This is a genomic window from Salinibacter altiplanensis, from assembly GCF_002894645.1.
In the GTDB taxonomy this organism is placed as follows: domain Bacteria; phylum Bacteroidota; class Rhodothermia; order Rhodothermales; family Salinibacteraceae; genus Salinibacter; species Salinibacter altiplanensis.
In genome coordinates, this window is the sequence record NZ_NCQY01000010.1 from 84,011 (window position 1) to 102,912 (window position 18,902).

Consider the following 18,902-nt stretch of genomic DNA (forward strand, 5'->3'; position numbering starts at 1 on the left):
CGATCGGCGTGCGGCCCGGCCGGATCCAGCGGGTGGCCACGGGCCAGGAGGATCTCTCGACCCTGCCCCTGGAGGCGCCCCTCACCGGCGTCGTCCTCGACCGGATGACGGTGCTTGGGGCGCCGGTGGCCCAGGGCGAAAAGCTCTACCACATTGCCGACCTTCAGCCGATTCGCGTCGTCGCCCGCGTCTTTGAGCAGTCCCTGGATCAGGTGCAGGAAGGCCAATCGGTCACCATCACGGCCTCGAGGGCCCCCCGCACCTACGAAGGCATCATTGATCGGGTCACGCCCCAGGTGGAGGAGGAGAGCCGGGCCGCCAGTGCTCGGGTCGTCCTCGACAACACGGAGGGCCTGCTGCGGCCGGGCATGTACGCCACGGTTCGCGTACGGCGCGCCGGCGCTCCCCAGCCGGCCCTCCCGGCCGACGTGCTCCTCACCGACGCCTCCGGCACCTACGTCCTTGTGCAGGAAGGCCCCCGCACCTTCCGCCGGGCGCACGTAGGCGCCGACGCCAGCGCAGACGGCACCGTCGCGGTTCCCGACCTGGCCTCCGGCACCACCGTGGTGTCCGCCGGCGCCTACCAGATCGTAAGCGCCCTGAACCAGCGCTAGAATCGGTCTGAGGTGTACCCCTTGGAGACTATTTGACTTTTGATCCTCGCCACTTCCCATGTTCGATCGCCTCGTTACGTCCGTTGTCAAGAACCGCGTTCTCGTGTTGCTCCTCCTGGCCGTGCTGGCCGGGTGGGGCATCTACAGCTGGCAGCAGGTGCCGGTCGACGCCTATCCGGAGCTTACCAACAACCAGGTGCAAATCCTGACGCGCGTTCCGGGCATGTCCCCGGTGGAGGTGGAGAAGCTGGTCACCTACCCCATCGAGATTAACATGACCAACCTCGAGGGCGTGACGAAGAACCGCTCGCTAAGCCAGTTCGGCCTGAGTGTGGTGACGCTCGTCTTCGAGGAGGACATGGATCCGTACTTCGTGCGGCGGCTCGTGTCCCAGCGGCTCAATCAGGTGAAGGGCGACCTGCCGGAGAAGGCCGAGCCCTCGCTGGGGCCCTTGTCCACGGCCCTCGGGCAGGTGTATCAGTACGCCCTCGTCGACAAACCCAACGATGAGCGGACCTATACCCCGCGTGAACTTCGGACGATGCAGAACTGGATTCTGGCCCCGGAGCTGCGCACGGTAAGCGGGGTGGTGGAGGCCAACGCGCTTGGGGGCTTCGTGAAGCAGTACCACGTGCGGTTCAATCCCGATCAGCTCGTAAACTATGACCTCTCTCTGGAGGAGGCCTACCAGGCCCTCCGGGAGAGCAACCAGAACTCGGGGGGCAACTACATCGTCCGCAACGACCAGCAGTACGTGGTTCGGGGCGTCGGGCGCGTCGGGGCGGGCGGGAAAGAGGAGATCATTCCGGACATCAAAAACACGGTCATCGCCACCCGAGACGGGGCCCCGATTCTCGTCGACGACATCGCGACGGTTGAGGTCGACCACGCGGTGCGGCACGGGGCCGCCTCGATGAACGGGCGGGGCGAGACGGTCATCGGCATCATCATGATGCGGCGCGGGGCCAATGCCCAGCAGGTGGTGAGCGACGTGCAGGCAAAGATGGAGGACCTGAAGCCGGCGCTGCCGGCGGGGGTGGGCGTGGAGGTCGTCTACAACCGCAACGAGCTCACGAGCGCGGCGATCGGCAACGTCACGACGAGCCTCCTCATCGGGGGATTGCTCGTTCTCCTGGTGCTTTTGAGCTTCCTGGGCGACTGGCGCTCGGCCCTCATCGTGAGCCTCGTGCTGCCGATGACGGCCCTGATTACGTTCATTTTGATGAACTACTTCGGGTTCAAGGCCAACCTGATGAGCCTCGGCGGCCTGGCCATCGGGCTCGGCATGTTTGTGGACGGGGCCATCGTGATGGTGGAGAATATCTATCGCCTGCGCAAGGAGAATCCGGACGCGCCCATTGGGCTCGTCGTGGTGCGCGCCGGGCGCGAAGTGGCGCGGCCCATCGCGTTCTCGGTGGGCGTGGTGATCGCGGTCTTCCTCCCCCTCTTCACGCTCCAGCAGATGGAGGGTCGCATGTTCCGGCCGATGGCGTTTACGGTCTCCTTCGCGCTGATGGCGTCGCTCTTCCTGGCGCTCACGATGGCCCCGGCGCTCAGCTCCTACCTGCTCGCCTCGGTCGGGGATTCGGAGGCTGAAAGTGCGGACTCCGAGACCGACAATTCCGACGAGGCGTCTCCCTCGAAGGGAAATCTTCCAGAGAACGGGGATCTTCCGAAGAATGGGAAATCGGCCGGCGGAGCCGTGGAGTCCAACCGGCTGGTCGCGGGGCTGAAGGCTGCCTACGAGCCGCTTCTGGACACGGCGCTCCGCCATCGCTGGGCGACGGTTGGAGCGGGCGTGGTGCTGATGGGACTTGGCGCCGGGCTCTTCACCACGCTCGGGACTGAGTTCGCGCCGGAGCTGGAGGAGGGATCGGGGGCCCTCCAGGTGGCCCTGGAGCCGGACGCCGCCCTCGAAACGACGAGCGAGGTGCAGACAAAGGTCGAGAACGCGCTCGTCTCGTTTCCGGAGGTGACGAGGGCGGTGAGCAAGATCGGGCGCCCCGCCGTGGCCTTCGACCCGATGGGGCAGAACCTGACCGACATGCTCGTCGGGCTCGCCCCCCGCGACACCTGGCGGTTCGACTCGAAGGAGGCGCTCGTCGACTCGCTGCGGACGCGCGTCAACCAGATCCCCGGGGCCAACTTTGCCTTCACCCAGCCGATCGCGCTCCGGCTCGATGAGATGGTGAGCGGGGCCAAGAGCGAGATCGCCATCAAGATTTTCGGTCCCGACCTGGACAAGCTCAAGCAGCTACAGTCCGAGGTCTCCGACGCAGTCTCCGACATCCGGGGCGCCGCGGACGTGCTTCCGTCCCAAATCGCGGGGTTCGGCTACGTAGAGGTGGACATCGACCGCGACGCGGCGGCCCGCTACGGCCTGAGCGTCGGCTCGATTCAGCAGGCCATCGACGTGGCGATCGGCGGGGATCAGGTCAGCACCATCCTGGAGGGAGATCGCCGCTTCGCGCTGGTGGGTAAGTTTCAGGAGACATCCCGCAGTTCGGTCGAGGCGATTCGGAACGTGCCGCCCACAACGCCCAATGGGGGTCGGGTCCGGCTCCGAGACGTGGCCGGCGTAACGCTCACGGAGGCCCCGGCCGAGGTGACCCGCGAGAACGGCAAGCGCAAGATCACCCTCGGCGTTAACCTCAGCGGGCGCGACGCCGGCAGCTTCGTCGCCGAGGCACAGGAGGCGGTGCGCGAGCAGGTATCCTTCCCCGCCGGCTACACGGTCGACTGGGGCGGCCAGTTCGAAAACCAGCAGCGCTCCCAGAAGCGGCTGATGCTCATTTTGCCCATCACGCTGGCGATCGTGTTCGTCCTGCTCTTCATGACCTTCGGGTCGATCAGCCAGGCGGTCCTGATCTTTCTCAACATTCCGGTCTCCGTTGTGGGCGGGACCGTGCTGCTCTGGGCGATGGACCTCTACATGAGCGTCCCGGCATCGATCGGGTACATCGCCGTGCTTGGCATTGCGGTGCAGAACGGCGTCGTGATGGTCAGCTTCATCGACAACCTCCGCGAGCGAGGACGCTCCCTGACCCAGGCCGTCCGCGAGGGCGCCCTCCTGCGCCTCCGTCCCATCCTCATGACGACCCTGACGAGCCTGCTCGGGCTGCTGCCCCTGCTGGTGGCGACCGGCATCGGGGCCAACGTGCAGCGGCCCCTGGCGGCGGTGGTGGTCGGCGGCATCTTTACACTCGTCCCGTCCACGCTCCTGCTCCTGCCGACGCTCTACGGCTGGTTCAACCCCGAGACGCAGGCCGAGCGTCCCATTGTCCAGGAGGTGGAGGCCGACCGGCAGCACGAGCTCCGCGGCAGCGTGACGGCCTAATTGGCAGTTCCCCTACAGATGATTCTCCTGCCATGAGGATGATTACATCCTGCATCCGACCCGTCGTGCAGGACGAGGTGGTGGAGCGTCTCCGAGACATGGAGGTGCCCGGGGGCAGCCTGAGCGAGGTCGAAGGGTTTGGCCTCGAGGCCGACCCGGAAGGCGGAGAGTCGTACGGCCCGCAGGTCTCGCCCTACCAGCAGGTCGTACGGCTCGAAATCGCGTGCTCCGACGAAGCGGCACCGACCATCGCGGAGGCCATCGCCGACGCGGCCCGGACCGGGCGCCGGGGCGACGGAAAGGTGCTTGTCACCCCCGTGACCGAGGCCATCGACATTCGCTCGCAGGAGACCGGAGCGAGCGTAATATGACATCGTTTCGGCTCCGCCGCCGCCCCACTCGCAGACGCCCCCCAACCTTACGCCCCCTCATCCTACGCTCCCCAATCCCATGAGTGCAGCGCACTGGCACCTCGTCCTAAACCACATTCCCCTTCTGGGTCTTCTCTTCGGCACTGCGATGTTGGGCTACGGCCTCTGGCGCAACCAGGCAGACGTGCAGGAGGCCAGCCTTGGGCTCTTGGCCGTGGCGGGGCTTGCCACCATCGCCGTCTACCTGACCGGGGAGCCGGCCGAGGAAGTCGTCGAAGGGGCAGTAGGGGTCTCCCACGACGCCCTCGAAGCCCATGAGCATTTCGCGTGGTACGGGCTCGTGGCCGGCATTGCGACAGGCGTCGGGGCGCTCGGGGCACTTCTCTATGGGACCCTTCGCGGCCGGATCGTGCGCTGGACCGTCGTGGGCACCCTCGTGCTGGCTCTGGCAAGTGCCGGGCTCATCGGCTACACGGCCAACCTTGGCGGCAAGATCAGCCACCCCGAGCTGCGGGCCGACGTGCCTGTCCAGTCCCAAGGCGACCCCGGAGGCAGGGGCACCAACACCGGAGAAGCACAGGCACACGAGAAGGAACCCGAAGGGTAGAGTCGGCTCCGCGTTTCCGAGGGAACTCGAACGAAGATGGTGCTCTCCTCCGCCGCCGGAGCGAGCTGCTTCCAAAGATGAATTGCTCAAAGGTAGGGGACTACCCGTGGAAGCATCAGATTGCTGCCGAAGTTGAGAGCCTTTGGGAGCTGTCTTCTCAGTGCATCACGCCAGTTCCCATGCGGCCGGTGACCGCTGCGTGACCTTCGGAGTTTGCCGTCGTGTCCCCGACAGACGGGACGCGCAATGGGACATGGTTACGCCGGACGCCGCCACACGAAGCGGACAGTGGCACCGGGGCCCTCGTGCATCCCTTCGTCGAGCACCGGCTCGGCGATCTCCAGGTGTTCGATGCCCGACTCGGCAAAGTGATCGCGGAGCTCTTCATCCGTGACCATCATGTCGACGTCCGGCGGCCCGCCACTCGTGTAGCCCTCGGTGCGCTGCTCGGGCCGGAACCACTCGGCAATGAGGAGCCCGCCGGGCCGGAGGCTGTCCTGAATGAGGCGGTACAGGGGCAGCCGTTCGTCGGGCGGCAGGTGCAGAAAGGTCGTCCCCACCGCGTCCCATGTCTGTGGTGGTGCCCACGATCGCACGTCGGCCTGCATCGTCTCCACGGCCACCCCCGCCTTCTTGGCGAGACGATGCGTTTTGCGCAGTCCCTCCGCGGCGTAGTCGACGGCCGTCACCGCGTGGCCCTGGCGGGCCAGGTGAACGGCATTGCGCCCTTCTCCCGCCCCGAGGGTGAGCACCTCGGCGGCGTCCGGGAGCCACGTCTCAGCGGCAGAGGCGACGAATTGGTTGGGCGCCTCGCCGTACACGTACTCGTCTCGGGCGAAGCGGTCGTTCCAGAAGGCAGCGGGCTTCGGCATCGGCGGAAGGGAAAAGGGAAAAGGGCAGGCGAATCTATTCGGCATTGAGGGACGTCGTCGCCATTCCAAAGTTGACTCGGTCCGCATCGGTCGCCGTGACGCGCACCTGATCGGCCCCCGCACCCGGCACCGACAGAGCGCCCTCGTACTCGTTCGTCGTTCCCGCAAAGGAGAGGGGCCCCTCGGCCACGACGGCTCCCTCCCGCAGGAGCTGCGCACGAATTGTGTAGCGGGTCGCGTCCCACAGCCCCCCCGGCTTCGTGGGGCAGCCGCACATCATCTGCACGCGGGCCCGGACAGAGACCTCTTCTCCGGAGTCCACCTCGGAGGCCGACGGCTTCAGCACCTCCACGATGAAGCCATGCAGCGTAAGCGTAATCCCGTCGCCCGCCACGTCCTCGCCCGGCATGAGGAGGACGGTCTTTGAGGTCTGTTGCATCGCGTGCGGGTAGTCAAGCGGGCCTTCGGCGGCGACGCGAACACGAGTGGGCTCCGCCAGGTCGAGGGTGGTCTCGTACTTCGCCGCGCCGGGGGCCTCGTAGATCGAGGCGCCGCGCTCGTGGGGCTGGCGCATGATTTTCTCGGTGCTGCCGGAATCCCCGGACTGACGGCCCTCGGCCAGCACCTCGCCCGTCTCGGCGTGTTCGATGGTGATGTGGGCCCCGCCGACCGGGTCCTGAATCAGCTTGGCGTCGTTGGAGACGGCCCGCACGGTCACCTGCGTGGGCACGGCGTCCTGGGCAACCGTCGGGACGGCAAGCAAGAGCAGCAGTGGGAGAACGGCGAGAAATCGGACAGAACGCATGGATAACACTGGAAAGGTGAAGAGACGAGGCACCTATTATGTATATGTATCCGCGACTCCGAGAACCGATCCTCTCAGGGAACCCATCGCGCCGCTGCGCTGCCATTCCAAGGATGTACTACGACCATGCCGGGAAACCCCCCACAGTGAGTGTGCCTGAAGTGTGATAAACTAGCAACACACATTGTTCTCAATTCCCTATTGGAGGCATTTCTCATGGATCGTGTAGGTGGAAAAATTGTGCTCATTACGGGGGCTGGACACGGCATTGGCCAGAAGACCGCCGAACTGCTGGCGAACGAGGGCGCGCGGGTCGCCGTCACCGACATCGACGAGAAAGCCGGCCCGGCGACGGTCGACCGCATTGCGGACGCTGGCGGAGAGGCGGCGTTCTTCCAACATGACGTGACCTCGGAGACGGACTGGATGCGCGTGGTGGAGGAAGTGCAAGCCACTTTCGGGAACCCAGACGTGCTCGTGAACAACGCCGGCGTTTACCACATCGAGCCGGTCGACGAAATGGACGTCGACGACTGGAGGGCCCTCATGGACGTCAACGTCACTGGCGTTTTCCTGGGCCTGAAGCACTGCACGCCCCTCATGCGAAAACAGGGACGGGGCTCCGTCGTCAACCTCTCGTCCGTCGCGGGCCTCGTCGGCGTGTCGGGCCACACCTGCTACGGGGCCAGCAAGGGCGCGGTGCGCACAATGACAAAAGACGCGGCCATCGAGCTTGCGGATGCGGGCGTCCGGGTCAACTCGCTTCATCCCGCCTACATCGACACCCAGATGGCCGACTACGGGGCCGAGACGCTGGGGGCCCCCAAGGAGGAGCTGGATGCCATGCACCCAATCGGGCACATGGGCGAGCCGGAGGACGTAGCGTACGCGGTGCTCTACCTGGCGTCCGACGAGTCCAAGTTCATGACCGGCTCGGAGATGGTTCTCGACGGCGGCCTCACGGCGCAGTAGTCGAGCGGTCCCTCCAGTCCCCTCTTTTCCACTTCTCAGTCTGCTCACAACTTCCCGCTCAGCCATGCTTTCCATCCAACGCGTTCTCTTTCCCACCGACTTCTCGGACGGATCGAAGCGCGCCTTCCCACAGGCCGCCTACCTGGCCGACTGGCACGATGCCAACCTTCATATCCTGAACGTGACGGGGCGGCATTACCACGATCACGAAGAGGCAAGGGCAAATTTCCCCATTCCCGTCGACGCCCTCACCGAGTGGCTGCAACACCCTGAGAAGTCCATCACGGGCGCCAACTGGCCGGACCTGGAGACGCTCTCCATCACGCAAGAGCAGGTGGAATCGGCGGAGCCGGCCGAGCAGATTGTCGCCTACGCCGAGGACAAGGCCGTCGACCTAGTCGTGATGGGCACCCACGGCCGCCGCGGGGTCGACCGCATGCTGTTTGGGAGCGTAGCGGAAGAGGTTGTTCGAAAGGCGCCCTGTCCCACCCTAACCGTCCGGAACAACGCGGACCGGGCACCGAGCAAGGCTGTGCGTCGCGTGCTCGCCCCCATCGACTTCTCCGACGCCTCCAAGGTCGCTGTGCAGCACGCAAAAGAGATTGCCCTGACGTACGGCGCGGAGGTCGACCTGCTTCACGTCGTGGAAGAGCCGGTGTACCCGTCGGCCTACGGCTACGAGGCCGCCGCCTTTCCCACCGCCGAGGTGCTCGAGAACGTGGAGGCCCAGCTTGCCGACCTGGCCCGGGAGAAGATCGGATACGAGCACATCATGATCGAGGCCCGCACCGGCGAGCCGTCGCGAGAAATTCTCGACTACATCGACAACAACGAGGTCGACCTCACCGTCATCGCCACCCACGGCCGCACGGGCTTGGACCGCATGCTGATGGGGAGCGTGGCCGAACGGGTACTCCGACAATCGCCCACGCCGGTGTTCGTCGCGAAGCCCGACCGCACCTCCCTCGTGTCGCCGGACGCCCCGGAGGCCCCTGCCGTCCAGAACTGACTCAACGGGGCGACTCGCAGCAGCACGGTCAAGGACTTGCCCGGGGCCGGCTTCGCCGGGCAGTAGGCGAGCGTCCTCAGTGTGCGGGGAGAGGAGGCAGTGCTGGACACCTGCACGAAGTGTTTCGCCGTCCTGTTTTTACAAGCAGTCACTCGGCATCCCCCAGCGCGCCATTTCCCCTGTCATCGATCCCTTCGCGATCAAGAACAAGGAGCTAATCGAGGCGGAGACCGACGAGCGCCTGGGCCACTCGCGGTGCAGGTCCCGCGGTCCCCCCTGGAAGGATCCGACGGGCACAAAGGGGTACGAGCCGCTTCTCGACCGGGAAGAAGAGCGGATCCGCATTCTCAGCGTGGAAGACACGGCCCTCGTCAATGCTTTACAGCGGCGTGCGGCAGTGGTACTGCAGAAGTCGCTCCGGGAAGGCTTCGGGCTGACCGTCACCGAGGCCATGTGGAAGGGCACCGCCGTCATCGGGGGCACCGTGGGCGGCATTCGTCACCAGGTTAAGGACGGCACGAATGGGGCCTGGTCGACTCGGTGGACACAGCCGCCGAGCAGATCTGCAAGACGGTTCGCGAGTGCTCCCTGCTGCCCCTTTCGGGCGCTTCCAACCATCTACCGGCTTTCTGACTGACCCACCACTCTTCGTCGCTGCCGACCAGCGAGCAGGCTGATGGGACTCTTGGGCGGTATGTGGTGAATGCCGCGTGACGTTCGCCCCCGTGTCCTCCGTCCGAAAACCGCGGCGTCCGGCAGTGCGTACGGGTGCTGATCGTTCTCCTCTCAATCCAGAGCAGGATCCGTGCGCCGAATCTTGTTCGTCTTCCTGGATGGCGTGGGCCTGGGCCCAGCCGGCCCGGCAAACCCCCTGTCGCCTCCCCCCGGCACGGCGTTTCGACGACTGGGGGCTGGGGCGCCCTGGACCCGCGCGCTGCCCGAGACCGCCACGGCCCGGCACCTCGTTCGTCCCCTCGACGCCACCCTCGAGGTGGACGGACTGCCCCAGAGCGGCACCGGGCAGGCCACCCTCTTCACCGGCGTGAACTGTGCCGAACGGGTGGGGCGCCACTTCGGACCGTATCCCCACTCGGCCACCCACGACGTCTTGGACCACGAGAACCTCTTTCACCGCGTCCAGGCCCTCTCGTTCGTCCCCGACGAGGCTGTGGCGTTCGCCAACGCCTTTCCCCCCCAGTTTTTCGACGCCTCGTCGCGGCGCTGGACCGTCACGACGCGCTGCTGTGCGGGGGCCGGCGTGCCCCTCCGCGACCTCGACGCCCTGCGGGCCCACCGGGCCGTGGCCGCAGACCTGACCGCACAGGGCTGGCGGGACACCCTCCAGCTCGACGTCTCCCTCCGCACGCCCGCCGAGGCCGCCGAGGCACTGGTGGCGACCCACCGGGACCACACGCTCACACTGTTCGAGTTTTTCCAGACGGACAAGGTGGGGCACGAGCGGATCGACCTTCCCCCGAGTGTCCTCCTGGCCCGGCTCGACAAGTTTTTGGGCCGGCTGCTCGCCCTTCTACATCCCGACCACGACACGCTGATCGTCACGAGCGACCACGGCAACCTGGAAGACACCAGCCACACCCAGCACACCCGCAACCCAGTGCCGCTCATCGCCTTCGGCTGGGGCGCCCCCCACCTGGCCGACGCGCAGACGCTGGCCGACGTGACGCCTGCCATCGTCGAGGCGCTCCGGACCGGCCTCGGCGGGCAGTGACGCCTTACTCCTCGGGATCCCTCTCGTCCGTCGTGATCTCCTCCACGAGCCGATCGGCGCCATAGACCGTCCGGAGGGCCTCCAGGATGCCCCGTGCATCCACCGCCACCGCCCGGGCCCCCTGCCGGCGGTAGAGGTACTCGTTGGGGAGGGCCTCCATGTTGCTATCAAAGACGACCCCGACCACCTCAAGGTCCTCGTTTAGTAGCGCCGACCCGGAGCTGCCCCCTGCAATGTCGACGGTCGAGACGAGGTTAAGGGGCGTGCCAAGGTCGATCGAGTCGACCGCCATCCTCCACTGCGCGGGAAGCGCCCACGCTGCCTCGTCACGAGAAAAGTGCCGGTCGTACAGCCCGTTGAAGGTCGTGAAGGACGGGGCTGTCGTTCCGTTGTACGAGTACGACCGCACGCGACCGTCCGAGAGGCGAAGCGAGCGGGTGGCATCCGGCGGAAACGTCGGCCCGTACACCGAAAGCCGGGCCTGAGAGAGACGCGCGTTGAGGGTCCGTTCCGAGGCCCGCACGTCCTGCATCTGCCGGTTTGTGTTTAAGAACATGGGCGCCAGCGCCTCGATGACCGGCACCGACGGGTCGTCGCTCTTGCGGTAGCCCTCGTCCAGGAGGCTGAGAAACCGGGTCGAGTCCATGAGCGCGCTCTCCTCCACCAGTCGCGTGGCGACCTCTTCCGGCGTGCGCGTTCGGAAGAGCCGTTGGACGGTAGGGTGATCGGTACCGTAGGCCGATCGGATCTCTTCGAACTGTGCCACCAGGAACTCCTTCTCAAGGCCGGGCGGCCAGTCGCTCACCTGCTCGGCATCCTCTCGAATGGCAGCCAGCCGGTCGGGGGGGGCACCGCGCGTCCGGAGGAAGTCATAGTAGTAGCCGTGGAGTGCCCGCACCAAGATCCGGGCGCCGAGCTCCAGGTTCGCAAAGGTCACGAAGGCCCCGGCCTTCTCCGCCATCACGACCTTGGACTGCTGAAGGCCCTCGATCCGGCCTACGATCTTTCCGTACGACTGCCGCAGCGAGTCAACGGCGAGGATGGAGTCCTGAAGGGCCTGCACAGCCGCGCCGCGCCGCGCCAGGAGATACGAGTCTTGAAGCCCTCGGAGCTGGCCTGTCTGTCCCTTGATCGTGTTCTCGATCGAGAAGTAGATATTCCGGAGGTCGTAGCGGTCGGACGAGTCGGGACGACGGCGAATGTACCGATCGAGCAGGTCGCCCCGCGTCCGGAGGGTTTCGAGCCGACGGGGAAGCTCATGGTCTCGCTGATACTCAAGCTGCGACACCATGTCGAGACGACTCGTGGAGCCGGGGTGCCCTACGGCAAAGACCGGCTCATTGGACCGGGCCCCCTCCTCGTCCCACGAGAAGTGATGCTCGGGGCGAAGGGGCTCGCCGTCCGGGGCATAGACCCGAAAGAAGGCCACGTCGAGCGCGTACCGGGGATACGTGAAGTTGTCTTCCGTCCCCCCGAAATACCCGAGCTGCAGCTCCGGGGCCATCACGAGCCGGACGTCCTCGTACCGGCGATACGTGTAGGCCGTGTACCGGGCGCCTCGGTACAACGCCTTAATTTCCACCCGAAGCGAGCTGTCTCGCTCGCTCGCCTCAGCCGTCAACTTCTCTTGGAGCGACTCGACCCGCTGCTCGCGGGCCTGGGCCCCAGCCGCTCGTCCCTCACGGAGCCCGCCATAGACAGTGCCGGTTACATTCTCCGTCCCCACGAGCTGATCGACGTACAGGTTGGGGGCCGGGCGCTCCTCGACGCGGGCCGCCGCGTAGAACCCGTTCTTTAGGAGCCCCTCGCCGTCCCGGCTGACGTCCGTGATGTGCTCCCGCGCACAGTGATGATTGGTCATCACGAGTCCTCGCGCCGATACGAAGGACGCCGAGCACCCACTGCCAAACCGCAGCGCCCCCCGCTTGGCCCGCGTGCGCCACTCCTCATCGGGGGCGAAGCCGTAGGTGTTCCGGAAGTACGCCGTGGGAACGTTTTCAAACGTCCACATCCGCCCGCGGTCGAACCGCTGGGCCTGAACGGTATCGTACGCCGATGGAATCGACACTGCCGCCGGCGTGGCCGTCGCTTCCAGCGTGTCGTCCACGGGCTCGGATTGTTCAGGCCGCTCCACGACAGGCACCGATGTGGTGCCCCCACTTCCCCCACACCCTGTGAGGAGCGCAGCCCCGACCCCAAGAATAACAACGAAACGCCCAATGGAAGTGCGCATGCAGACGGATTTCAAAGCGCGAAAAAAATGCGATGCCCTTGCCAGAACAGTCTCCTCACCGCGACCGGTCGGACAGACCGTCCCCGAACAACTCGTCGACCAACATATCGGCCTCGTACACGGTCGCCAGGGCCTCGCGGAGGCCGCGCACGTCCGTTCCCACGGTCCGCATTCGCCCCGGCAGGAAGAGGTAGGTGCCCGCCGTACCCTGGATGTTGGGGGCGACGGCCACCCCCACCAGCTCCAAGGATGGGTTGAGGAGCGGCGCCCCGTTGTTACTGACGGCCCCATCGACGGACGCCACGAGGGTAAGGGGCACCGAGCGATCCAGGTCGTTCGCCGACTCCTGCCACGCCGCCGGAAGCCCCCACGGCTCGGCCGCGCCGAACGCCCGGTGCTGCTCATAGAGGCCAAAAATCGTGGTGACGGGTGGGGCGGTTGTGCCGTTGTACGGATAGCCCCGGACGCGCCCATCCGTCAGCCGGGGGGCGCCGTTGCTTCTCAGTGCAGGGGCCGCCCCGACGGCCTTCCGAGCACGCGCAAGGCGACGAGTGAGGCGACGCTCGGCCTGCGTGAGGCTCCGCCACTGCTCGTGGACCGAGCGAGCCCGGGGGGCAACCACGGCGGCAACCTCGGCCGTGGGGCCGTCGGCGGGGCGTTTTTGCGCCTCGTCCTCCGGCGACAACGACGCGAGCTGTTCCACGACCGAGGCGGCCCGCACAGCGGGTGACTCTCCCCCGAGAAGCCGATCCACGACGGCGGTGTCCGGGCGGAGGTGCCGCTGCACAGCCTCGAGCCGGGCGGCCAGGAGGGCCGTTTCGACCGGCGCCGAGGAGACCCGGGCCGCGTCCAGAGGCTTGAGAAAAGAATCGGAGGAGTCCCCGTCGGCAATGCGTCCGTCGCGGCCCTGCTTCTCCGTACGGAGCATTCGACGGTACGTGGACGAGCCGTACGGGCCTCCCTCGGCGTCGCCGAAGGCCCGGTAGGCCGCCCTAAGCCGTCGCTTGTCGTCCTGAATCGCAGCCAGGCTGTCCAGCAGCCCCCCGAACCGCTCCTGGAGGGCCGGATCCTGGCGAAGTCCTCGCCGAACCCGAGCGTCTCGCTGCTCAAGACGGGCCTGGATGTGTTCATTACGAAGGGCCTCCAGGCGCGCTCGGGTCTGCTTTAGGGCTCGCTCGGCGCCTCGGAGCGCCCTTTGCTGGGGGGGCGTTGCCTCGGCGGTGTCGAGATGGGATCGGAGGGCCCGCGTCCAGGTGACCAGGCGGTCACGCCGCTCCGGAAGCACCAGGTCTCGGCGCACGGCAAGCTGGGCCGCACTCTCCGCGCGCCGGGTGGCGGTGGACGGGCCTGCCGAGAGTACAGCGTCGCCGGGACGAGCGCCCTGGGAAGACGGCTCGAAAAAATGATCCGGGCTCAAGGGTTTTCCCTCCGACGTGTAGACGCGAACCAGGGCAACGTCGAACGCCGGGCGGGGGTACGTCCGTGCCGCATCGAGCCCCCCGAATGCGCTAATCATCCGGGTTGGGAGAAAGGCGACGCGTACGTCTTCGTGCCGCCGATACGTGTACGCGGTATACGTCCCGTTTCCATCCGCCACGACCTCCACGTGCCGATTCGCGTCGGTCTCCGACTGGAGCCGCCGCTGGACCGACGGCACCGCGGCCGCCACAGCGGTGTCCTGCCGGGCCCCTCGCACCTCCGTCGTCACGTCGCTCGTCTGGACCAAGCGGTCCGCGTACAGGCCCGGCACGGACCGCTCCTCGGCGGGCCGCTCGGCCACGACGGCGTCATCGCCGCGTTCGTCCAGGTGTCGCCGCACGCAACGGGCGGTCGTGAGGGCCAGCCCCTCGGCCGAAACCAGCGCCCCCGTGCACCCGGACAGCCGGAGGACGCCCCGACGCACCTGGGTCGCCCAGGTGCGGTCTATGTCCATTCCATACCGTTGTGCAAACCGGTCGGCCGGCGGCGTCACAAGGCTCCAGACTCGCCCCGCGGTCGACGTCTCCGCCGCGGCCGTGTCGCCCAGTGCCGCCGGGCCGAAGCGCGGCGCCCCCCGGTCCTGTGCCTGCACCGCATGTCCCCCTCCGAGACTGCTCCATAGCAGGAGCACAATGCCAGTGAGGGTGCGCGCAGTGTCTCGACGCGTCATAAACCAGAGGAGAGACCGGGGAAGAAGCAGCTGTCGGGCATCCGTACAGCCCGACGCCCAGGCAGATCCGCAGGAACCTCGGCCCCATGTTACGATTCGTGCTTTTGGGTTTGCAAACGTCCCAGTGCTCCACATGCGAAAGTGGCGGAATTGGTAGACGCGCGAGACTTAGGATCTCGTGGGGCTTCTGCCCCGTGGGGGTTCAAGTCCCCCCTTTCGCACCAGCCGAATTGCCCCTCAGCCACCGTTTTCGGACACTGAGGGGCACCTTTTGTTCGGGACGGCTTCGGCCCTCCCCGGGGGCGTGTCGGGACATTTCCTCTTCCCGTACAGCCTCCTGGTTCCTGTCGGAGACAAGCTGCCCTGGTGCTACGCGGCCTGCAGGACGTCCGAGCGGGCATGCCCTAGATCGCCCCCCTCACGCAGAGAAGTCTCGCCGATCGAGAATCGCCCCGTTGGCGTCAAGGGCGTCGAGGTAGCCCTCCAACTCGGAAGAATGGGTCGCCTCGGCAATCCGCCGGAAGAGGCCCAGGCCCACCACTCGGAAGTACAGGTCGGCCAGGTACGAGGCGTGCGTCCACTCAAGGCGGCCGGTCTTCGCTCCCAAAACTCGCGCTGGGTCGTCATAAAACGATTCGAGGTGCTCACTGGCCCTTGCCTCCGCGTCTTCTCGGGCCAGTTCGAGGAAGTAGGAGAGGTGGAGGTCGTCTCCCTCTAAATCGACCGTCTCCGGAACAGTTCTCAAGGTCCGGAAGGCACGAGCGATCAAGGTATCGGGGTCCCGAGTAAAGAATACGAAGTACTCTAGACGAACAAGTGGATCCGGCGGCAGGCCATCCTCGGCCCGCCCCATCACCACGGCCACCGGGCGCCCCTTCCGGAGGAACCGTGGGCCTTTGCAAACGCGAAAAGTGGAGGTCGGAAGATCCATTGAGGAAAGACGACGGCTCTCGTCGAGGCGTCGGTTGTGAGCATCTCAGATCCGCACAAACGCAGACCTGTGCGAAAACGGGAGGACCGGGGGCCGGCAGGATACGAACCTGGAAAAACAGCGCAGAACTCGTCGATGCGGGGCCGTCTCCGAATCCGGCACGAAAGACGCAGGTTCGGTTGATTCCTGTGGGGCCCCGCCTCGACAGGTCGTGCGGCACTGCCCATCCCAAACCTTCGCTTTATGGACGCCCGGTACACGCTCCGCCACCGGAACCGTGGAACGCTGTTTAGAATTGCCTCCGAAAAGCTTCATCGGCGGCTTCAGTACCTTGATCGGGTGGTAGAGGGCGGTGTCTCTGCCCACCAGCGTCCCGATACCCGTCCGGGCGTCGAAGCGTCTGAGACGATCTACGTCCTGGACGGACTGAGCGAGCCCACCGAGCGCCTTGTCGCCGTTGAGCGCCGGGACGAGGCCCGCCTTCAGGGCCACGCGTCCTTGATGTCGGAGCCAGCCGCGATGCCGGTGCCACGCGGCGCCGAAGACCTGATTGCCTTCGCCGAAAAGGCCAAAAACGGCGGCCGTTACGCTGCGGCCAACGCGGCTTTTGCCCTCGCACTGCACGAGTACTTCCCGAGCATCGAGTGTTCGCTGTCGGTCCGGGAGCGGCCCAAAACACCAACGGGCGGTATGACCGACGGGTACTATGACCTCGCCTACATCCAAGACGGCGAGGAAGAAACCTGCATTCCGATTCCGAAGCTCCGGGGAGCGGTGGCGTACTGGTTTGCGGCCCACGCCGACCGGCGGGAGCCGATCAGTCACAACCGGGACACCTCTGGGGCGGGCCCGACCATTGCGGACCTGGAGGCGGCGGTCGGACGCACAAGGGTGCGGAAGGCGGCCCTCGCCATTTTGGGAAACGACTCCGTGCGGGAGCGCTACGCGAGCCAGGCGGAGGCCGAGGCACAGAACGGACCGGCGTAGCGGCCCGAGCCCGGAGCGATCGCCCACGCGGCTCCGGGGACCGCCTCCACGTTCTGGTCGCAGCCCTACGCGTCCGGCGCCTCACGCTGCACCGCGACGTGATAGATCGGCTCCTCGTCCAGCGCCGCGTCGACCTCCTCCTGGCCCGCGCCCGTCTCGTCCTCGGTAACGGGAATGACCTTCCACTCCATCGTGAATTCGGAGCCGTCCTTTCGGTAGTTGGTCGCCCGACCGTGGAAGACCTCTCCAGCCCCGAGTTTTTGGCCGAGACGGTCCAGCACCTCCTGTTCGGTTTCGGGGCCCTGCAGGACCCCGGGTGTTTCCCCAATCACCTCGTCGGCCTCGTAGCCCGTCAGGTCCACGAAGGCGTCGTTGACGTACACAATTTCACCGGGCTCCCCCGCACCGGTCGCACGGGTGATGGTAAGGGCATTGAAGGCGTGGGCGGCCACAGTCGTCAGCAGGTGCCGGGCAAACGCGTCGGGAAGATCGGGATCAAGCATACGGGAAGCCGTCAGGTTGATGAGAGAACAAGCCGGCACAGGAAATGGGTGGGCGGCTTTGGGGCGTTTCCCGCCACGCGAGACCTTTCCTACGGTTTCCTTCAACGGTCTTCTCCCAGCGGATTTACCGTATCGGAAGATTCCCGGATGCCAGCCGCGGCACAGGCCCCCACAACAATTTTCCTGTGGGCATAATGGGACGTCGATCGTCGGCCCGCAGGCACACGCGACCTCAACAGTCGCTTTCCGGCACATTTTCCCAGGCGAGAGCGAGCGCCCCCTTCGGAGACCCCTTCGTCAAGCAGCCCTTCACCGACGCTCAAGGCAGCCTGCCTTGGAATTGGCGCAGCGAGGGTCGAGCGGGTCCGCGAACCCAAGCACCAGGGAGAACGTGAAGGCACATACCACATCCATCTTGGACTAAGCACAGCACGATCATGGCGAAGCAAAACGGACACGATGCGTCTCGGGGCCGGTCTCAGTCGGACCACGAATCCTCGGCCCGTACAAATGTAACTGAGCAGGAATTTTCCAGCGAGCGCGTCGTGCTCGACGGAAAGCATTTTGAAGACTGCACCTTCGATACCTGCACCCTCGTGTACGGGGGCGGCAGGCCCCCCAACTTCGTATCGTGCGACTTTGCCGCGCCGCGGTTCGTGTTCGAGGACGCTGCGCAGAGCACCATTCAGCTCATGAGTGCGATCCACAACGGCATCGACGAGCGCATCATCGAGAAGACCTTTGACGAGATCAGAAAGGGATTCGGCACCGAGTAGCCCATCTCCGGCCCACGGGCAGGCGCGGAACACAGCCCAGCACGAGCGGCGGCGTGCACTCAGGAGTCTTCGACGGGGTACTTCTTTTTCGTTTTCTCCAGCTTCGTCCCAAGTGCCTCCAGCGGGTCAATTCCCACCCGCTCGCAGAAGAGGAGGGTTGAAATCAGCACGTCTCCCACCTCGTCCTCGACCGCCTCCCGTCCCTCTTCGGACCGGAGATGCTCCGCGACGTCACGGTCGTCTTTCCAGAGAAACTCTTCTTCCAGTTCACTGGCCTCCACCGCCACGGCCCGCGAGAGGTGCCGGGGCGTGTGGTATTGATCCCAGTCGCGAGCCTCGCGGAAGCGGGTGACTCTAGCGATGGCCTCCTCGATGGAGGCCGGGGGCATGGGGGCACTGGGCATGAGGGATCTTTTGCTTCGAGGAAGGAACGAAGGTCTTGCAAGATACGGTCGACCGCCTCCCTTGATCGCTCGCTGTCGCGGCGTGTCTTCGTTTTGCGAGCGACGACGGGATCTCAGCAGGAGAAGCGCCCCGCCCCCTGCGCGTAGGAGCACGCGAGGGGAAGCCCCCCGACGACCCGGGACAAGCCCGCGTCCCTCCCTTCACGCTGCCGGGATGTGGGGATCCTGAGGGACAACATCTCGTGGGGACAACGAGGCTTCGCTTCATATTTCTTCCGCCCGTGGATCCTCTTCGGAAGTGAAGCGCCCGCTGATTGCCTCGCCCTGTTCTCTCGTCAGAATCACAACGGTCCGATGTCGTCTTCCCCGGCGGCCAACGCCGCCACGCCCGTCGACGCGGCCCAATCGGCGGCGGACACGGCCCTCTTTGGAAAGGACCCGATGCCCCGCCTCGTGGACGTCCATCCGATGATGGATCGTCCGTCGGGCGAGCCCGCGCGAGTGCGGGTCTACCAGCGGTCGGCGGACTTTTCCTCCATCCACGCACAGGAGGACTGGAGCAAACCCGGTACGATGGACGTTCCTTCACTTTCCAAATCGATA

The 18,902-nt window shown here is 66.1% G+C and carries 18 protein-coding genes and 1 tRNA gene; 12 read left to right on the forward strand and 7 right to left on the reverse strand.

The annotated features are described in order from the left end of the window. The 4 genes from B7R93_RS15770 to B7R93_RS06100 form a co-directional block, all read left to right on the forward strand. The coding region (locus B7R93_RS15770) for an efflux RND transporter periplasmic adaptor subunit (RefSeq protein ID WP_232798085.1) at window positions 1–614 on the forward strand (614 nt) is incomplete at its 5' end. 58 nt (window positions 615–672) lie between these two features. After that, window positions 673–3,951, forward strand: coding sequence for an efflux RND transporter permease subunit (locus B7R93_RS06090; RefSeq protein ID WP_103019929.1), 3,279 nt, complete (start codon window positions 673–675; stop codon window positions 3,949–3,951). Window positions 3,952–3,989: 38 nt separating this feature from the next. Continuing rightward, complete coding sequence (locus tag B7R93_RS06095; RefSeq protein WP_232798086.1) at window positions 3,990–4,322, forward strand: P-II family nitrogen regulator; 333 nt, start codon at window positions 3,990–3,992, stop codon at window positions 4,320–4,322. A 79-nt stretch (window positions 4,323–4,401) separates the two neighbouring features. After that, window positions 4,402–4,929 (forward strand): DUF2231 domain-containing protein, encoded by a 528-nt coding sequence (locus B7R93_RS06100; protein WP_198598603.1) that lies wholly within the window; start codon window positions 4,402–4,404, stop codon window positions 4,927–4,929. A gap of 257 nt (window positions 4,930–5,186) precedes the next feature. On the opposite strand, the gene B7R93_RS06105 is transcribed toward B7R93_RS06100, so the two are convergent. Together B7R93_RS06105 and B7R93_RS06110 are read right to left on the reverse strand one after the other, a co-directional pair. Beyond that, window positions 5,187–5,801 (reverse strand): SAM-dependent methyltransferase, encoded by a 615-nt coding sequence (locus B7R93_RS06105; protein WP_232798087.1) that lies wholly within the window; start codon window positions 5,799–5,801, stop codon window positions 5,187–5,189. 34 nt (window positions 5,802–5,835) lie between these two features. Continuing rightward, window positions 5,836–6,606: a hypothetical protein gene (locus B7R93_RS06110; RefSeq protein WP_103019932.1), complete on the reverse strand. Its 771-nt coding sequence runs from the start codon at window positions 6,604–6,606 to the stop codon at window positions 5,836–5,838. Window positions 6,607–6,822: 216 nt separating this feature from the next. Here B7R93_RS06110 and B7R93_RS06115 point away from each other — a divergent pair, with 216 nt between their 5' ends. From B7R93_RS06115 to B7R93_RS06130, 4 genes are all read left to right on the forward strand, one after another. Continuing rightward, a complete protein-coding gene (locus B7R93_RS06115; protein ID WP_103019933.1) occupies window positions 6,823–7,578 on the forward strand; it encodes an SDR family NAD(P)-dependent oxidoreductase in 756 nt (251 codons plus the stop codon). Between the two features lie 64 nt (window positions 7,579–7,642). After that, window positions 7,643–8,587, forward strand: a complete 945-nt coding sequence (locus B7R93_RS06120) for a universal stress protein (protein WP_103019934.1) — start codon at window positions 7,643–7,645, stop codon at window positions 8,585–8,587. A 352-nt stretch (window positions 8,588–8,939) separates the two neighbouring features. Then, the gene (locus tag B7R93_RS16320; RefSeq protein WP_198598604.1) at window positions 8,940–9,224 is read left to right on the forward strand and encodes a glycosyltransferase; all 285 of its coding nucleotides are present in this window, start codon (window positions 8,940–8,942) and stop codon (window positions 9,222–9,224) included. Window positions 9,225–9,392: 168 nt separating this feature from the next. Then, complete coding sequence (locus B7R93_RS06130; RefSeq protein WP_103019935.1) at window positions 9,393–10,316, forward strand: alkaline phosphatase family protein; 924 nt, start codon at window positions 9,393–9,395, stop codon at window positions 10,314–10,316. Window positions 10,317–10,320: 4 nt separating this feature from the next. Here B7R93_RS06130 and B7R93_RS06135 read toward each other — a convergent pair whose 3' ends face one another. Together B7R93_RS06135 and B7R93_RS06140 are read right to left on the reverse strand one after the other, a co-directional pair. Then, complete coding sequence (locus B7R93_RS06135; protein WP_103019936.1) at window positions 10,321–12,549, reverse strand: S46 family peptidase; 2,229 nt, start codon at window positions 12,547–12,549, stop codon at window positions 10,321–10,323. A 55-nt stretch (window positions 12,550–12,604) separates the two neighbouring features. Then, window positions 12,605–14,698: a S46 family peptidase gene (locus B7R93_RS06140; protein WP_103019937.1), complete on the reverse strand. Its 2,094-nt coding sequence runs from the start codon at window positions 14,696–14,698 to the stop codon at window positions 12,605–12,607. A gap of 135 nt (window positions 14,699–14,833) precedes the next feature. Here B7R93_RS06140 and B7R93_RS06145 point away from each other — a divergent pair. Beyond that, a tRNA-Leu gene (locus B7R93_RS06145) sits at window positions 14,834–14,922 on the forward strand. Window positions 14,923–15,116: 194 nt separating this feature from the next. On the opposite strand, the gene B7R93_RS06150 is transcribed toward B7R93_RS06145, so the two are convergent. Then, window positions 15,117–15,629, reverse strand: a complete 513-nt coding sequence (locus B7R93_RS06150) for a hypothetical protein (protein ID WP_103019938.1) — start codon at window positions 15,627–15,629, stop codon at window positions 15,117–15,119. A 243-nt stretch (window positions 15,630–15,872) separates the two neighbouring features. On the opposite strand from B7R93_RS06150, the gene B7R93_RS06155 reads away from it, so the two are divergent. Beyond that, on the forward strand, window positions 15,873–16,616 hold the full coding sequence (locus B7R93_RS06155; RefSeq protein WP_232798088.1) for a hypothetical protein: 744 nt from the start codon (window positions 15,873–15,875) through the stop codon (window positions 16,614–16,616). A 65-nt stretch (window positions 16,617–16,681) separates the two neighbouring features. On the opposite strand, the gene B7R93_RS06160 is transcribed toward B7R93_RS06155, so the two are convergent. Beyond that, entirely contained in the window at window positions 16,682–17,119 is a 438-nt protein-coding gene (locus B7R93_RS06160) for a PAS domain-containing protein (protein ID WP_103019939.1), read from the reverse strand. Window positions 17,120–17,556: 437 nt separating this feature from the next. On the opposite strand from B7R93_RS06160, the gene B7R93_RS06165 reads away from it, so the two are divergent. After that, complete coding sequence (locus tag B7R93_RS06165; RefSeq protein ID WP_103019940.1) at window positions 17,557–17,895, forward strand: hypothetical protein; 339 nt, start codon at window positions 17,557–17,559, stop codon at window positions 17,893–17,895. Window positions 17,896–17,954: 59 nt separating this feature from the next. On the opposite strand, the gene B7R93_RS06170 is transcribed toward B7R93_RS06165, so the two are convergent. Beyond that, window positions 17,955–18,299, reverse strand: a complete 345-nt coding sequence (locus B7R93_RS06170) for a nucleotide pyrophosphohydrolase (protein ID WP_103019941.1) — start codon at window positions 18,297–18,299, stop codon at window positions 17,955–17,957. A gap of 354 nt (window positions 18,300–18,653) precedes the next feature. Between B7R93_RS06170 and B7R93_RS06175 the strand changes: the two genes are divergently transcribed. Beyond that, on the forward strand, window positions 18,654–18,902 hold a 249-nt coding region (locus B7R93_RS06175), incomplete at its 3' end, for a hypothetical protein (RefSeq protein ID WP_157942216.1).